Annotated in this window: 18 protein-coding genes; 8 read left to right on the top strand and 10 right to left on the bottom strand. The window is 44.2% G+C overall.

Annotated elements, in window-relative coordinates; translation table 11 throughout:
- Positions 1-37: 37 nt before the first annotated feature.
- Both apaG and apaH read left to right on the top strand, forming a co-directional pair.
- Entirely contained in the window at positions 38-418 is a 381-nt protein-coding gene (apaG, locus tag RH86_RS08045; RefSeq protein WP_009385851.1) for a Co2+/Mg2+ efflux protein ApaG, read from the top strand.
- A gap of 9 nt (positions 419-427) precedes the next feature.
- The gene (gene apaH / locus RH86_RS08040) at positions 428-1,234 is read left to right on the top strand and encodes a bis(5'-nucleosyl)-tetraphosphatase (symmetrical) ApaH (RefSeq protein ID WP_009385850.1); all 807 of its coding nucleotides are present in this window, start codon (positions 428-430) and stop codon (positions 1,232-1,234) included.
- Positions 1,235-1,380: 146 nt separating this feature from the next.
- On the opposite strand, the gene folA is transcribed toward apaH, so the two are convergent.
- The 6 genes from folA to rplU all read right to left on the bottom strand — a co-directional run bounded on the left by folA (position 1,381) and on the right by rplU (position 5,395).
- Positions 1,381-1,860, bottom strand: a complete 480-nt coding sequence (gene folA / locus RH86_RS08035; protein ID WP_009385848.1) for a type 3 dihydrofolate reductase — start codon at positions 1,858-1,860, stop codon at positions 1,381-1,383.
- 42 nt (positions 1,861-1,902) lie between these two features.
- Entirely contained in the window at positions 1,903-2,376 is a 474-nt protein-coding gene (locus RH86_RS08030; RefSeq protein WP_009385847.1) for a threonine/serine exporter family protein, read from the bottom strand.
- Positions 2,373-3,140, bottom strand: coding sequence for a threonine/serine exporter family protein (locus tag RH86_RS08025; RefSeq protein WP_005593152.1), 768 nt, complete (start codon positions 3,138-3,140; stop codon positions 2,373-2,375). Before RH86_RS08025 ends, RH86_RS08030 begins: the two co-directional genes overlap by 4 nt.
- A 198-nt stretch (positions 3,141-3,338) precedes the next feature.
- The gene (cgtA, locus tag RH86_RS08020; protein ID WP_005593150.1) at positions 3,339-4,514 is read right to left on the bottom strand and encodes an Obg family GTPase CgtA; all 1,176 of its coding nucleotides are present in this window, start codon (positions 4,512-4,514) and stop codon (positions 3,339-3,341) included.
- Between the two features lie 287 nt (positions 4,515-4,801).
- Positions 4,802-5,062: a 50S ribosomal protein L27 gene (gene rpmA / locus RH86_RS08015; protein ID WP_005593148.1), complete on the bottom strand. Its 261-nt coding sequence runs from the start codon at positions 5,060-5,062 to the stop codon at positions 4,802-4,804.
- A gap of 21 nt (positions 5,063-5,083) precedes the next feature.
- A complete protein-coding gene (rplU, locus tag RH86_RS08010; RefSeq protein ID WP_005593146.1) occupies positions 5,084-5,395 on the bottom strand; it encodes a 50S ribosomal protein L21 in 312 nt (103 codons plus the stop codon).
- A gap of 270 nt (positions 5,396-5,665) precedes the next feature.
- Here rplU and ispB point away from each other — a divergent pair, with 270 nt between their 5' ends.
- Positions 5,666-6,637 (top strand): octaprenyl diphosphate synthase, encoded by a 972-nt coding sequence (gene ispB, locus RH86_RS08005; protein WP_009385846.1) that lies wholly within the window; start codon positions 5,666-5,668, stop codon positions 6,635-6,637.
- 73 nt (positions 6,638-6,710) lie between these two features.
- On the opposite strand, the gene RH86_RS08000 is transcribed toward ispB, so the two are convergent.
- Positions 6,711-6,902, bottom strand: coding sequence for a hypothetical protein (locus RH86_RS08000; RefSeq protein ID WP_009385845.1), 192 nt, complete (start codon positions 6,900-6,902; stop codon positions 6,711-6,713).
- Positions 6,903-6,998: 96 nt separating this feature from the next.
- Entirely contained in the window at positions 6,999-7,934 is a 936-nt protein-coding gene (mdh, locus tag RH86_RS07995; protein ID WP_005593143.1) for a malate dehydrogenase, read from the bottom strand.
- 330 nt (positions 7,935-8,264) lie between these two features.
- On the opposite strand from mdh, the gene argR reads away from it, so the two are divergent.
- The 5 genes from argR to RH86_RS07970 all read left to right on the top strand — a co-directional run bounded on the left by argR (position 8,265) and on the right by RH86_RS07970 (position 13,867).
- Complete coding sequence (argR, locus tag RH86_RS07990) at positions 8,265-8,735, top strand: transcriptional regulator ArgR (protein ID WP_005593142.1); 471 nt, start codon at positions 8,265-8,267, stop codon at positions 8,733-8,735.
- Between the two features lie 333 nt (positions 8,736-9,068).
- Positions 9,069-10,037, top strand: coding sequence for a TAXI family TRAP transporter solute-binding subunit (locus RH86_RS07985; RefSeq protein ID WP_005593141.1), 969 nt, complete (start codon positions 9,069-9,071; stop codon positions 10,035-10,037).
- Between the two features lie 217 nt (positions 10,038-10,254).
- A complete protein-coding gene (locus RH86_RS07980; RefSeq protein ID WP_009385844.1) occupies positions 10,255-12,834 on the top strand; it encodes a TRAP transporter permease in 2,580 nt (859 codons plus the stop codon).
- Positions 12,835-12,877: 43 nt separating this feature from the next.
- Positions 12,878-13,315 (top strand): universal stress protein, encoded by a 438-nt coding sequence (locus RH86_RS07975; RefSeq protein WP_009385843.1) that lies wholly within the window; start codon positions 12,878-12,880, stop codon positions 13,313-13,315.
- A 153-nt stretch (positions 13,316-13,468) separates the two neighbouring features.
- Entirely contained in the window at positions 13,469-13,867 is a 399-nt protein-coding gene (locus RH86_RS07970; RefSeq protein ID WP_009385842.1) for a DUF2061 domain-containing protein, read from the top strand.
- A 7-nt stretch (positions 13,868-13,874) separates the two neighbouring features.
- Here the strand turns inward: RH86_RS07970 and RH86_RS07965 are convergent, their stop codons facing one another.
- Both RH86_RS07965 and rraB read right to left on the bottom strand, forming a co-directional pair.
- Positions 13,875-14,675 (bottom strand): glycosyl hydrolase 2 galactose-binding domain-containing protein, encoded by an 801-nt coding sequence (locus tag RH86_RS07965; protein WP_009385841.1) that lies wholly within the window; start codon positions 14,673-14,675, stop codon positions 13,875-13,877.
- A 128-nt stretch (positions 14,676-14,803) separates the two neighbouring features.
- Positions 14,804-15,220 carry a ribonuclease E inhibitor RraB gene (rraB, locus tag RH86_RS07960; protein ID WP_009385840.1) on the bottom strand — a complete coding sequence of 139 codons (417 nt, stop codon included), beginning with the start codon at positions 15,218-15,220 and terminating at the stop codon, positions 14,804-14,806.
- Positions 15,221-15,758 lie beyond the last annotated feature (538 nt).

Here is a 15,758-nt window from a genome sequence, read left to right as displayed (position 1 = left end):
TCTTTTAACACCACACAATGCTACGAGGAGTTATCACATGGATGTCACTCAACCTTGTATCAAAATCCAAGTTCACAGTAAATATATTGCCGAACAATCTAACCCTGCCGAAAATCACTATATTTTTGCCTACTTGGTGACAATTAAAAACCTCAGCCGACAAACCGTACAGCTGATCAGCCGACGCTGGTTAATTACTGATGCCAATGGCAAACAAGTCAACGTGGCGGGCGATGGCGTCGTTGGCCAACAGCCTTTTATTGATGGTCTTGATGAGTATAGTTATAGCAGCGGCACGGCGATTGAAACTCCGGTTGGCGTGATGCAAGGTCAGTACATAATGCTAGATGAAAAAGGCCAGCAGTTCATTGCTGAGATTGAGCCTTTTCGCCTCGCGATCCCCAACGTATTAAATTAGGAACACTTAGTGGCAACTTATATCGTCGGCGATATTCAAGGCTGTTTCGATGAGCTACAGCAACTACTCGCAAAGGTAGAATTTAATCCAAACAATGATCAACTTTGGATCGCTGGCGATCTTGTTGCTCGCGGACCAAAATCACTAGAAACATTGCGCTTTATTAAACAGCTTGGTCGCAGTGCTGTGGTTGTTCTTGGTAACCATGACCTACATTTACTTGCGGTGTCATTAGGAATCCATCGCGTAAAAGAGAAAGATAAAACGGCAGCAATCTTTGCGGCAGAAGATAAAGAAGAGTTACTCACTTGGCTCCGTTACCAACCGCTTTTGGCTGAACATGATGAGTTTGTCATGAGTCACGCAGGTATTTCACCACAGTGGGATTTAACCACTGCCCGCAATGCTAGCCGTGAAGTTGAACAAATTCTTCAGAGCGAGCAATGGCCTTGGCTAATCGAAAACATGTATGCCAACCTTCCCGACTTTTGGCATGACAACTTACAAGGTATCGAGCGTTATCGTTATATTATTAACGCCTTTACTCGTATGCGTTTCTGCTTTAGCGATGGCCGTTTAGATATGCAATGCAAACTACCGCCTAACGAAGTGGATTCAAACGAGCTAATGCCATGGTTTGATCTACCGAGTCGTAAAGACATTGGTAAAACCGTACTATTTGGCCACTGGGCAGCGCTTGAAGGTCACTTTGGTCAGAGGGAAGTCGGCTTGGACACAGGCTGTGTATGGGGCGGAGAATTAACGATGTTACGTTGGGAAGACAAGCAATACTTTGTCCAGCCTGCGCTAACATAAATTAAGGCAGTACATTCTACTTTGCTTCGAGAGATGAGAATCGAGAGCACTAAGCTATAAGAAACGAGAAACGAGAACGTGAAGCGGATCTACAACAGAGAAACCGCAATAATATTTCAGCTCTCGCTTCTCACAACGAAGTGTTCTTACTTATCCAAGATAACAAAGCGCATATCGTAAAGGTTCTTCTCATCTGCTTTGTAGCTCTCAGAGTGGCTCTCTACAAAGCTATCATCCCAAATTGGGAATTGAGTATCCCCATCAACGTTCGCATCGATATAAGTCACATAGAGACGATTAGCAATGGGTAAACAAGCCGCATAAATTGCGCCGCCACCAATAATCATGACCTCTTCAACCTCACCAGCCGCAGCAAGTGCCTGCTCGATGCTTGTCACTGTAGTGACTCCGTCAATCTGAAGTTGATTATCTCGACTGATCACAATGTTTTGACGTCCTGGTAATGGACGACCAATAGATTGATAGGTTTTGCGCCCCATCACCACAGGCTTTCCCATTGTGCAGCGCTTAAACCATGCAAAATCAGCAGGGAGATGCCATGGCATCTGATTGTCTTTACCAATCACACGATCGTTTGCCATTGCAGCAATCATACTAATGATCATTCTTCATCCTTAGGTCCATAACAAGGTCAATGATAAGGCCGATCATACAATCGGACGACGGCGATAGAATAACAAGCCTGGCATGGCTAAGCCAACCGCTAAACCAGCGATAATGAACATCGCTTTGAGAAAGTTGGTCGTGAGCATTTCCAGCAACTGTGGTTCAAAACCACGATGGTTCAACTCCACTAATGCAATCATCGCTTTAAAGGCAAACACTCCGGGAACCATCGGAATTAAGGAAGCAACAGTAAAGACTTTCGGATGAGCAAATAACTTACGTGACCAATACACACCAATCATGCCAACCAAAGTGGCAGCAAAAAAGGAAGCCCACTCAATGGGAACCCCAAAGTGCATCATCAGGTAACGAGAGCCATGGCCAATTGCGCCCCCTAAGGCACAATAAATCAGCGCTTTTTGCGGCACGTTAAAGACTAGCGCGAAACCTACGGCAGGAATGGAGGCAAAAAACATGTCATTCAATAGACCGAACAACAATTCCCAGTTAATCATACTAACCACCCCCACACTTCAAATAAGCTCATCGCCGCAACGATGCCAAGACAGGTTGCCAATGTCAGTAAACTTGCCATCACAAAGCGGGCGATGCCCATATTGACATAACCTTTAAGCATATCGGCCACCGAGTTGATCAACGGCACACCGGGAACCAACATTAGGACCGAAGAAGCCATAACAATCGTCGGTGCATTGCCCAATTCGTGCACCACCGCTTGAACTGAAATAGCGGTCGTTACAAACGCGGTCACCGTGAAATTAACCAGAGGATTGAAATGTCGATGGCCTATTTCTTGTCGTACGATCATGCCAACGGAAGAGGCGAGAAATGTCATAGCAAAAACCATCCAGTCTCCTCCCGCTAAACGGCTAAACGCCGCACAAGATAAACCGATCATCACGACGACTAACCAACGGTTATAACGCTTGGGACTGATTTGATTGAGCTTATGCTGGGCAAGATAGTCATCAATAATGCCACGTTCAAGCATGATACAAATACGCTGAACTTGAGTAATAGCACGCATATTGATGCCACGATCTGGGCAGCGTCGAGCAGTGGTAATACAGTGGCCATGGTACACCGTAGTGACCACCAATGAACTTGCCGATAACGACACTTCCACTTCGTCCATGTCACAGGCCAAACCAATCCTTTCCATGATACTGCCAACCAATGCGCTTTCGGCGCCATGAGCTAACAACATTTGTCCTGCTTGAGCAATTAAGCGCGAGACCGCTCTTTGCTTAGTTTCCATACAATTTGGTTTCCATACAACTCAGCTTCCATACTAATTGAATAACGCCTTGCGTCCTGTCCCTCTGTCCTATCCCGATATAGAAAAGGGCGACAATATTGTGAACAAATTTAATGCAAATAACTTTGATTTAAGACGTAAAAATATTTGAGGCGAAAAAAAACCGCAAATAAATGCGGTTTTTTTAATTCGATCGGATTAATCGCGAACGTAGACAACGTGGCCGTCATCTTCTTCGTCATCCCAGTCATCATCGTCATCATCACCATCTTCAGTGATAACGTTTTTGCCTGACATTGCGTCTTTATGGTAATCATCCCACATGAAGTCGACTTTGTCTTCTTCACTAAGTTGCTCCAACTCGCGTGGTAGCGTTTCCATAAAGTCAGCAAGCTTGTAACAAAGCTCTTTAGTACCTTGACGATTTACCGCTGAAATTTTGAAGTATTCTTCTTCCCAGCCAAGTGCATCCAAAATACCTTCGATGATCTCATCTGCCTCTTCTTCAGGCATCAGATCCACTTTGTTAAACACTAACCAACGAGGTTTGTCTGCCAGTTTCTCACTGTACTGTTCTAGCTCATCAATGATCGTCAATGCATTTTGGATTGGATCCGATTGATCAACCGGCATAATATCGATCATGTGCAGCAAAACACGACAACGCTCAAGGTGTTTAAGGAAACGAATACCTAGACCAGCACCATCAGCCGCACCCTCGATAAGACCAGGGATGTCAGCGACAACGAAGCTCTTCTCTGCAACAACACTTACCACGCCTAGGCTAGGGATCAGAGTCGTAAATGGGTAATCGGCTACTTTTGGTTTTGCAGCAGACACTGCACGAATGAAGGTAGATTTACCCGCATTTGGTAAACCAAGCATACCAACGTCAGCTAGTAATAGTAGCTCTAGGCGCAATTCACGAATTTCACCTTTGGTACCTAACGTCTTTTGACGAGGTGCACGGTTTACTGAAGACTTAAAGCGCGTGTTACCAAGACCGTGCCAGCCGCCTTTAGCAACCATCACTTTCTTACCATGTTCCGCAACTTCAGCCACAATTTCATTGGTATGAATGTCGACAGCACGTGTACCAACTGGAACTCGCAGTATTTTGTCTTTACCACGTTTACCAGTACAGTTACCACCACGACCATTCTCACCACGTTCCGCTTCATAGAAGCGCTGGAAACGGTAATCAATTAGAGTGTTAAGGTTCTCATCAGCAACGATATAAATATCACCGCCATCGCCACCGTCACCACCATCAGGACCACCTTTGGTGATGAATTTTTCACGCCAAAAACTAACAACACCGCTACCGCCGTCGCCAGCTTGAACTTTAACTACCGCTTCATCAACGAATTTCATCTGTTACTCCGCATTTTGTGCGTTGCAATATCATGTTTAGAACCAAAACGGTTCCATAACCACGATATAAATTCTAGCAGATCCCATATACAGATCGATCACCTGAGATCTTGGACCGCCCTACTTTGGACCAAATAACGAGAGGTTTTCCTTTAAACGTTAGTCACTTAGGATAACGTTGCCCAAAAGCTTCTGGTTATTTGGTTCTCGTATAAATAAAAAACCCCGCCGATTTGGCAGGGCTTTTAAATTCAGCTAGAAACCTAATTCTAAGCTAGAAGCGTGAATTACTCAGCTGCTTCGATGCTTACGAATTTACGGTTCTTAGGACCTTTAACTTCAAATTTCACTTTACCTTCAGTAAGAGCGAAAAGAGTGTGGTCTTTACCAAGGCCTACGTTGTTACCAGCGTGGAATTTAGTACCACGTTGACGAACGATGATGTTACCTGCAAGAACAGACTCGCCACCGAAACGTTTAACACCTAGGCGTTTGCTTTCTGAATCGCGGCCGTTACGAGTAGAACCACCAGCTTTTTTGTGTGCCATTGTTAAGCTCTCCTAATACGATTAAGCGTTGATTGCAGTGATTTTCACTTCAGTGAACCACTGACGGTGACCTTGCTGCTTACGTGAGTGCTTACGACGACGGAACTTAACGATTTTGATTTTATCGCCACGACCGTGTTGTACAACTTCAGCTACAACTTTGCCACCCTCAAGAAGAGGTGCACCAACTTGAATGTTTTCACCGTTAGCAACAAGTAGAACTTTATCAAATTCAATTGTCGCACCAGTTTCAACGTCTAATTTCTCTAAACGAAGAGTTTGACCTTCGCTTACACGGTGTTGTTTACCACCAGATTGGAAAACAGCGTACATATTTTACTCCGCTTTTTCCGCACAGCCTTTACATGCATTTTAGCAATTTGGGTGTGCGCTAAACTAATCATCAATAGGGCGCAGATTCTACAGAAGAGCCTTGCCTATGACAAGCCATATTTTTAAAAAAATGGCGAAAAGGTAATCGCCAAATAAAAGTGCCGAGATCATGCCCTTAAAGCATGTATTTTTCAACGTTTTTTAGTGTATTATTCATCTATTAAAGAATGTGTAAACACCAGACAGGTCCTAACCTCAGCCGGAATAACAATGGATTTTAAAGCTATCCAAACGCTTACTGCCAGTGACATGGCAAAAGTGAATGAAACAATTCAAGCACAACTAAACTCTGATGTATCCCTGATTAACCAACTAGGTTTCTACATTGTCAGTGGTGGCGGTAAACGTATTCGCCCACTTCTTGCGGTCTTAACTGCTCGAGCTCTAGGCTATCAAGGAGAGGCGCATACCACTTCCGCCGCCTTTATCGAGTTCATCCATACTGCAACTTTGTTGCACGATGATGTCGTTGACGAATCAGATATGCGTCGTGGTAAAGCCACTGCAAATGCCGCTTTTGGTAACGCAGCAAGTGTCCTAGTTGGCGACTTTATCTACACTCGCTCTTTCCAAATGATGACGGAGTTAGGCTCATTAAAAATCCTCAAATTGATGAGTGATGCGGTCAACGTTATTGCAGAAGGCGAAGTTCTACAGTTAATGAACTGCAACAACCCCGATACGACCGAAGAAAACTACATGCAGGTCATCTACTCCAAGACAGCTCGTTTATTTGAAGCGGCAACTCAAATTGGTGCGATCTTAACCGACTCACCTGCGGAAGTAGAATTAGCGCTGCAAAACTACGGTAAGTATCTTGGTACCGCATTCCAATTAATTGACGACGTGATGGACTACACCTCTGATGGTGAAGATATGGGTAAAAATGTCGGAGATGACCTTGCAGAAGGCAAACCAACTCTACCATTACTCCATGCCATGCATAACGGTGATAAAGAACAAGCGGCAATGATCCGTGAAGCGATCGAAAAATCGAACGGCATGGATCGTTTGAATGATATTCTTGCCGTCATGGATCAAACAGGATCTTTGGATTACACCCGCCAAAAAGCGAATGAAGAAGCAGACAAAGCGATTGCTGAATTGGCTGTGCTGCCAGAATCAGAATACAAACAAGCTTTGATTACACTTGCTCACTTGTCTGTAAACCGCACCAAATAAGCTCAGCGCGAACAATGCGCCCTAGCAAAACGAAAAAGGTAAGCCTCGGCTTACCTTTTTTATTAATCCGTCATTAATAGTATTTGTCACAGCCCGGATGCAATTGCGGTTCATCAAACACTTCATCCAAGCCGAGCGCCTCTTGATGGTGCGTTTTCGTGTTCTTAACAAGAACTGAACGTGTCACGCTATCAACGATCAAAACTTCACTGATACCATGATGGCAATCTATCAACATACCTTTATATAGATGATCAATTTCCATTTCCGACTCCTTGTTTATGTTTGCTTACGAACAAGCAGCTACAAGGATCAAAAAAGCCGATCATAAGATCGGCTTTTACGTTGAGCTTTGATTACATTATTTTACGAAATCAACACCAACTTCAATATCACCATTCAATGTTTCTAGCATGCCGTCCAGCGCTGCTTTCTCGTAATCACTTAGCGCACCGTAGCTTAGAACTTCTTCTACGCCATCTTTACCAAGCTTAATTGGTTGAGCAAAGAAGGTTGCATGCTCACTGCCACCTTCTACATAAGCACACTCAACCACGCCTTGCTCACCTTGTAGTGCTTTCACTAGCGATAGACCAAAACGACACGCCGCTTGACCCATTGAAAGTGTTGCAGAACCGCCACCCGCTTTCGCTTCAACAACTTCGGTGCCGGCATTTTGAATACGTTTCGTCAACGCTTCAACTTCTTCAGCGGTAAACTCAACACCTTCTACTTGAGAAAGTAACGGTAGGATTGTCACGCCAGAATGGCCACCGATAACAGGAACACGAACGTCGCCTGGATCTTTATCTTTTAGTTCAGCAACAAAGGTTTCTGAACGAATAACATCCAGTGTTGTCACACCAAACAGCTTACGCTTATCGTATACGCCTGCATTTTTCAACACTTCAGCAGCGATAGGTACTGTCGTGTTAACAGGGTTCGTGATGATACCGATACACGCTTTCGGACAAGTTACCGCAATTTTTTCTGCCAACGCTTTAACAATACCAGCGTTCACATTAAATAGATCCGCACGATCCATACCAGGCTTACGCGCAACACCCGCCGAGATCAATACTACATCTGCACCTTCAAGCGCAGGTGTAGGATCTTCACCAGAATAACCTTTGATCGATACTGGTGTTGGGATGTGACTAAGATCTGCGGCCACACCTGGAGTAACAGGTGCAATATCATAAAGGGCCAGATCAGAACCTGCTGGTAGGCGATTCTTAAGTAGTAGGGCTAAAGCTTGTCCGATGCCGCCAGCGGCACCAATAACGGCTACTTTCATCGTAGTTCTCCTTGAGAAATCATCTCTTTATATATTGGTAGGGTAATTTTTAGTCTGTTCTATAGCCAAAGCTATAGTAATTAACCTCTGATTACAATTCTTTAACGTCAGCTTTGCGAGGTTGCGCACCTCGCACTTTACGTGCTACATGTCGCCCGCATAATAACATGACAAACCCCTTACATGACAATGGTTTAACAATCATTTCTATCAGCAATTAGTGATTGTTTTTGTGTGACTTAATTGACTTTTTTTCAGTGGTTAGCTGGCAGAAAATGCATATATATGCGAGAATATTCACTTGATTACGTGACGAAAAGAAAGAGAACCATGCGTCATTCAGAAAAACAAGACAACTTAGTTCGTGCATTTAAGGCACTATTAAAAGAAGAGCGCTTTGGCTCACAAGGGGACATCGTTGAAGCATTGAAAACGGAAGGGTTCGAGAACATCAACCAATCCAAAGTGTCTCGTATGTTGACCAAATTTGGGGCAGTTCGAACACGCAATGCAAAAATGGAAATGGTCTACTGTTTACCCGCTGAATTTGGAGTTCCAACGGTTTCAAGCTCTTTAAGAGAACTCGTACTTGATATCGACCACAATGCAGCCCTGGTTGTGATACATACTGGACCAGGTGCAGCACAACTTATCGCACGTTTGCTTGATTCCTTAGGTAAAGCAGAAGGTATTCTTGGCGTTGTCGCAGGTGATGACACTATTTTCATTACACCAACGGCAAACATTACCACTGAACAGTTGTTTAACTCTGTATGTCAGTTATTTGAGTACGCCGGTTAACCCTTATCAACGGTTCAAATATCATAAATCACTCTGCATTTCGTAGTGTGATTTATGTCACATCTTAAATAAAACTCCTCCCACCACCAAAAACACACATAACACCATGATATAAAACACTTTTAATTACAAATTATAACGAACAAAACCACTAATGCAGCAGCAAATGTTGCTAAAATGTTTAACAATCATATAATTATCTGTTGTTTTTTTGGTACTATTTAGCCACTTTTCTATTAAATCGCATGGAAAAGATGCCGTTTCTAATATAGGAAATTCCCATAGCAACTACACTTGCAGTGGGGTTAATAATGAATAAAGGAAGGAAAATTCATGGCATTGAACAAACTTATTCAAGCTGGCGCAATTGCGGCAGCTGTTATGGGTGCTGGTGCAGTTAACGCACAAGAATTTATTACTATTGGTACCGGTTCTGTAACTGGTGTTTACTACCCAACCGGTGGTGCCATTTGTAAACTGGTCAATAAAGGTCGTAAAGATCACAACATCCGTTGCTCGGTTGAATCAACGGGTGGTTCTATTTACAACGTTAATACCATTCGTGCCGGAGAACTTGATTTTGGTATCGTTCAGTCAGACTGGCAATACCACGGCTACAACGGCACAAGTAAATTTTCCGAGCAAGGCCCGTACAAAAACTTACGTGCTATGTTCTCGCTTCATACCGAACCTTTCAATATCATCGCTCGCTCTGATGCGGGTATCGAAAATGTTTCTGACCTAGCAGGTAAACGCGTCAACATTGGCAACCCTGGTTCTGGTGACCGTGCGACCATGGGCGTTGTAATGGACGCGATGGGTTGGACGAATGACAGCTTTAAATTAGCTTCAGAACTGAAAGGTTCTGAGCGTTCTCAAGCATTGTGTGACAATAAAATCGATGCGTTTGTCTACGTTGTTGGTCACCCAAACGGTTCAATCAAAGAAGCGACAACATCATGTGATGCGAAGCTGATCCCTGCAACGGGTGAACAAATTGAAGCGATCGTAAATGCTAACCCTTACTACGCATTTAGCTCAGTACCTGCAGGCATGTACCGTGGTACAGACCAAGATGTCAATAGCTTCGGTGTTGCGGCAACAATGGTAACGACGGCTGATGTTTCAGATGAAGTAGCTTACAACGTAGCGAAAGCCGTATTTGAAAACTTTGATACCTTTAAACGCCTACACCCAGCCTTTGCAAACCTGAAAAAAGAAGACATGGTGAAAGCAGGTCTTTCTATCCCTCTTCACCCGGGTGCAGTGAAATACTACAAAGAAGTCGGCCTTCTTAAATAAGCCGCTCTTTTAGTAACTAACAACAAGGAGGCACCGCCTCCTTGTTGACCTCCAACGTCTCACAGCAGACGTCTTTAGGCTTAACCTAAGCCTTACCTCTTTTTTACCTAGTAAATCAATCGATACGCATTTTCTAGTCAGCTAACTACACTGATAGGTGCGGATTCAGGTCCAACATTAGTTATGAATTGGACCAGTTATAATAAGGATAAGGTACATGACGCAGACTACAACACCGTCGCAAGATGTGCAGGAAATGGTCGCACAATCCGATACCGGAGCACGCTCACCATCAGGCATTCCTGGACGTATCTTATGGTTTGTACCGCTATGTTGGTCTCTATTTCAACTTTGGTACGCATCCCCACTACCGTTTATTTTTAATTTTGCAGTATTAAACGATACTGAAGCACGAGCAATACATCTCACTTTTGCTATCTTTTTGGCCTTTACTGCCTACCCTGCGCTAAAAGGATCGCCCCGCGATCGTATTCCTGTCTTCGACTGGATTCTCGCGCTAGCTGGCAGCTTCTCTGCAGCCTATATCTATATATTTTATGCTCAACTGGCCGATCGTTCAGGCGCACCAACCTCACCCGATATCATAATTTCGGTGGTCGGGATGTTATTACTGCTTGAAGCAACACGTCGTGCATTGGGGCCACCGCTAATGGTTGTAGCTGCCGTCTTCTTACTCTATACCTTCGCTGGCCCTCACATGCCAGATGTTATCGCCCATAAAGGCGCGAGTTTAAATAAAACAATGTCACATTTGTGGCTCACCACCGAAGGGGTCTTTGGTGTTGCGCTTGGCGTTTCCACCTCATTCGTATTCCTATTTGTATTATTCGGAGCCATGCTTGAACGCGCGGGGGCTGGGGCATACTTTATCAAGGTAGCCTTTTCGCTACTTGGCCACATGAAAGGCGGCCCAGCAAAAGCAGCAGTCGTCGCATCAGGCTTGTCTGGCCTAGTCTCTGGCTCTTCCATTGCCAACGTGGTGACAACCGGTACCTTTACCATCCCGCTGATGAAGCGAGTTGGCTTTCCCGGAACCAAAGCCGGTGCTGTCGAAGTTGCCGCTTCAACTAATGGTCAGCTCACACCACCAATCATGGGGGCAGCTGCATTTTTAATGGTTGAATACGTGGGTATCTCTTACGTAGAGGTGATCAAAGCCGCCCTACTACCAGCACTCATTTCTTATATTGCATTGATTTACATTGTCCACCTCGAAGCGTGTAAGGCGGGCATGGAGGGCTTACCGCGTCGACATAATCCAACCTTAATCCAAAGTCTATTGTCGTTCACCGGCACTATTTTGGGTTTATGTGTGGTCAGTGCTGCGGTTTACTATGGGGTCGGTTGGACAAAAGATGTCTTTGGCGGTGCTGCAACGCCAATCATGGCAGGAGCCTTACTGATCGCTTATATCGCCCTATTGCGCGTGTCCGCTAAGTACGCCAAAGAAGGGGATATCGAGATCGATGCGGAGTTGACAGAAGTACCCGATCCCGGCCCAACGATAAAGTCAGGTCTACATTACCTACTGCCTATTGTGGTTTTGGTTTGGTGCTTAACAGTGGAACGTTTTTCTCCCGGTCTCTCAGCCTTTTGGGCCACGGTGTTTATGATCTTTATCTTGATCACTCAACGCCCACTCAAGGCAATAATGGCAAAAACCGGCGATATCCAGGAGCAGACAAAGCAAGGCTTTATCGACCTAGCCGAAAGCTTAGTATCGGGTGCACGTAACATGATTGGTATCGGTGTTGCGACCGCCGCCGCTGGTATTGTGGTTGGTGTAGTGACTTTGACAGGTATTGGCCTAGTGATGACCGAGTTCGTTGAGTTTATCTCTGGCGGTAATATTCTACTGATGTTGCTCTTTACCGCTGTGATCAGTTTGATCCTCGGCATGGGCTTGCCCACCACCGCCAACTACATAGTGGTCTCAACTTTGATGGCGCCGGTTATCGTTACCTTAGGTGCGCAGCATGGCTTGATCATTCCATTGATCGCCGTTCACTTGTTTGTGTTCTATTTTGGCATACTCGCGGATGATACTCCCCCCGTTGGTTTGGCAGCTTTTGCCGCCGCCGCCATCGCTAAATCCGATCCAATCCGCACTGGTATTCAAGGTTTTACTTACGATATTCGTACTGCCATTCTGCCCTTTATGTTTATTTTCAATACCCAGTTATTGTTGATGGGCATTGACTCTTGGTGGCATCTGGCACTCACCGTGATCTCATCGATCATAGCGATGTTGCTGTTTTCTGCCGCGACACAAGGTTGGTGGCTAACCCGCAATAAATGGTGGGAAAATCTACTGCTATTGGTTCTAACCTTCTCGTTTTTCCGTCCTGGTTTTTGGTGGGATATGGTTTACCCAGCCAAAGATATCTCACCCGGTGTCGAAATAGCTGAAATCACCCAATCCCTTAATGTTGGCCAACCGATAGAATTGCGAGTTTCAGGAGAGAACCTGATCGGTGACTATATTGAGAAAACCGTGCGCCTTCCCTTCGATGATGACGCTGTTACGGCGGAAGAGCGCCTAAGTTCAATGGGCTTAATGCTCAATGAAAGTGACGGAAAGATGATGGTTGATATGGTTGAATTTGGTAGCCCGGCAGAAGCCTCAGGTATTGATTTCGACTGGCAAATTGACTGGGTTATTCAAGATGCAGAACGACCGATGAAAGAGTGGGTCTTCATTCCTTGCTTGATGATTGTTTTCTTAATGGGCGCCAATCAACGACGCCGTATTCGCCAACAATCATTAACAGCCTAATCCACTAAAGGCTCTAGTATTAGGGCCTCACTGAGAAAAATGTATGTATAAACAGATCCTTGTTCCGGTTGACTTAAATGAAAAAGGCTTCTCAGATCGTGCGATTGAAATTGCGGTTTGGCATGCCAAGCAATCTAATGCGCAACTGCATTTACTAAATGTGCTACCGGGCATTCATATGTCGATGGTCGCCAGCTATTTTCCTAAAGATGCTGCGCTAAAAATGAAGCAAGATGTCAGTGTTCAGCTCAACGCTTTTGCTAAACAACATATTAATGAGCAAGTACCTTATCAAGTGCATATCGCTGAAGGCAAAGCGTACAAAACGATTTTGCAATACGCAGACACGTTAGGGGCAGACCTGATTGTTATGCCAAGCCATAAGCGTTCTAAACTCGATAAAGCCGTACTCGGCTCTGTCGCCAGCAAAGTGGTACAAGCCTCACCGATACAAGTTTTGGTGGTTAAACCACAACGCTAATTCGTAGCATTACGGATTTAAACTCAACAAAAAGGCGCTCAATATGAGCGCCTTAATAGTTTTTAACTATCGATATTATATATACAAGCCATTTTTCTTTATCAAGCAACTGGCTAATAATGAACCTATCATTTCGTACATAAGCTGCTCATCATGAAAAAGACTCTGACCTTTGCTTCAATTCACTTTACTATCGCCTTTACTGTCGCCTACTTACTAACCGGTGATATTCTTATCGGTAGCATGATTGCGATGATTGAGCCAAGCGTGAATACGGTCGCGTTTTATTTTCATGAACTGGTATGGGCGAAATCTCGATCTCTACAACGTTTAGCCCAATCAGCCAAAGTAAAAACCACTAGCTTTGCGGTGATCCACTTTAGTGTCGCGTTTAGTGTGGTTTACTTATTAACAGGTGATGCTTTTGTTGGCGGTATCATGGCAGCAATCGAACCTACGATTAACACTTGTGCTTACTACTTCCATGAAAAAGTCTGGTTACGTAAACAAGCACAACATCAATCTACCCAACCTTGGGCTTGTGCTCACTAACTGACCACTACAATGGGTAGTGCTGCACACAAAGGTCTTCACATAACCCAACATTAAAACGTTGGGTTTGATCATCAAGGCTGACTTCTAACAGATATAAGTAATCACCACCCGCCTGAGTCGGATTATGGTAGATCGGCGCCTCGATTTGAAATAGAGCGGATGTATGGTTATTTCGTACATCAATCGGCAACTGGTAGGTCATGCCATTAAATTTCACTGCAGCTGAAACCAAGCCTGATGCGTAAGTCTTATAGTAAAGGTTAACCAAAAACTCACAGCCACCACCGTGGTGCCAAATCTGTTCAGTACTGACATGCTCTAAACGAACATGGCGTATAAACTGCAAATAAGGCGCTTGCCAAATACCCATGCGGGTATCGTGTGGTTGATACTGCTCTTGATTCAAAGTACACACAGCTTGCAGCTCTTCGTCTAGCAACCAATCTTCATCTTGCTCAAGAAAAAGAATTTCAAAGCGGTTACGACCAAGCTGTAAATAAGGACGTATATCTTTTTTATAGCGCGCTTGCGTGCCATCACAATCAAAGACCGCAACCCCATTGAGTCGCACCTCGGCATAATAATCCACTCCACCCATGATCAGATCAATCGCAGGAAAAGCGAGCATTGCTTCATCGACGTCAATGTCATGCATCAAATGCCACTCTTGCTCGGCGATCGTCAGCTCGGTGAGTGTCTTGGGGAGAACATGACTAAGGGGATTTGGAAAAGTGATGTCGTCTTGAGGTATCGATAAGTCCGTTAATGGCGAGAGTTGCCATAGACCCGCGAGAGATAATTCCATGTAATATAAACTTGCGCTAGATCAATTTAGCACGAGTATAGTGAATAGCATCAGAGATAGAAACAAAAATACCAGCACAGTGGCTGGTATTTTTTAGTGCTTACAAGCACTCACATTAGATAACGCGATTACTCTTCATCATCTTCGTCTTCATCAGGGTATAGAGCGTCTTCGCCCTCATAGTACGTACCCCAACCATCATAGATGATGTCATATTTTTCAGCCAGGTGAACCAGTTTAGACACTTGCTCATCAATCGCTTCTGGGTTCAATGCTGATTGCATTGTCGCATCGCAACAAAGTAGCTTTTTGCCATCTTCGTCTTCTGTTTCTTCAGCTTCTAAAACTTCAAAGCCCATCTTAAATGCTTCAACAACCGCTTTTTCTAACGTGTCAAAATCTTCAGCAAATAGATGGTGCTCGATCTCATATAGCGCATCTGGATCACTGCCATCTTCAAGCAATGCTTGGATAATATCGCGAGTCTCTTCCTTTTGAATCTCGATTAATTCTTCTACCGATAGATATTCATCTTCATGAGACATAATAGCGCTCCAGAGTGTGATAACAGGGATGATGATTTCTTGCGACGAAATATCGCATGGATCAAAAAAAAATTCCACCTAGAAACAGGACTAGCAATGATCTTTATCCGAATTTGAACGGCTTTATCGCGAAGATCCCCACCAAAAGGATCTAAATCCCCCCTCTTCGCCTGCTATTGGTCAATAATGATGAAATCAGCAGATCATATCGTTCACTCAATCCAGCCTGAAACATACATTTCGCCTTATTATGAGTATTGATTGCATAGTTCGCAGTCTGCCTTTACGTCATATTCCCCTTCTTCCCCCGTGTAAGTAACGACTCCCCCAGACAAGCTAAATGAACCCGATGAATATTAACGCATCACTAATTACATGGAGTTAAAGCAATTTTTAAGACCAATCCACTAACAAACTGTAAAACCCTAGTCATATGACCAATATAAATGGCGATATAAAGTATTAGATATTAACTACAGACTTGCATCTTTCTCGTAACATTGTCATAAATAGAAGAGGAATTAGATGTAAGGATACA

Source organism: Vibrio sp. N418 (assembly GCF_000222565.1).
Lineage (GTDB): Bacteria > Pseudomonadota > Gammaproteobacteria > Enterobacterales > Vibrionaceae > Vibrio > Vibrio scophthalmi.
This window is presented reverse-complemented; position numbering and strand designations above follow the sequence as displayed.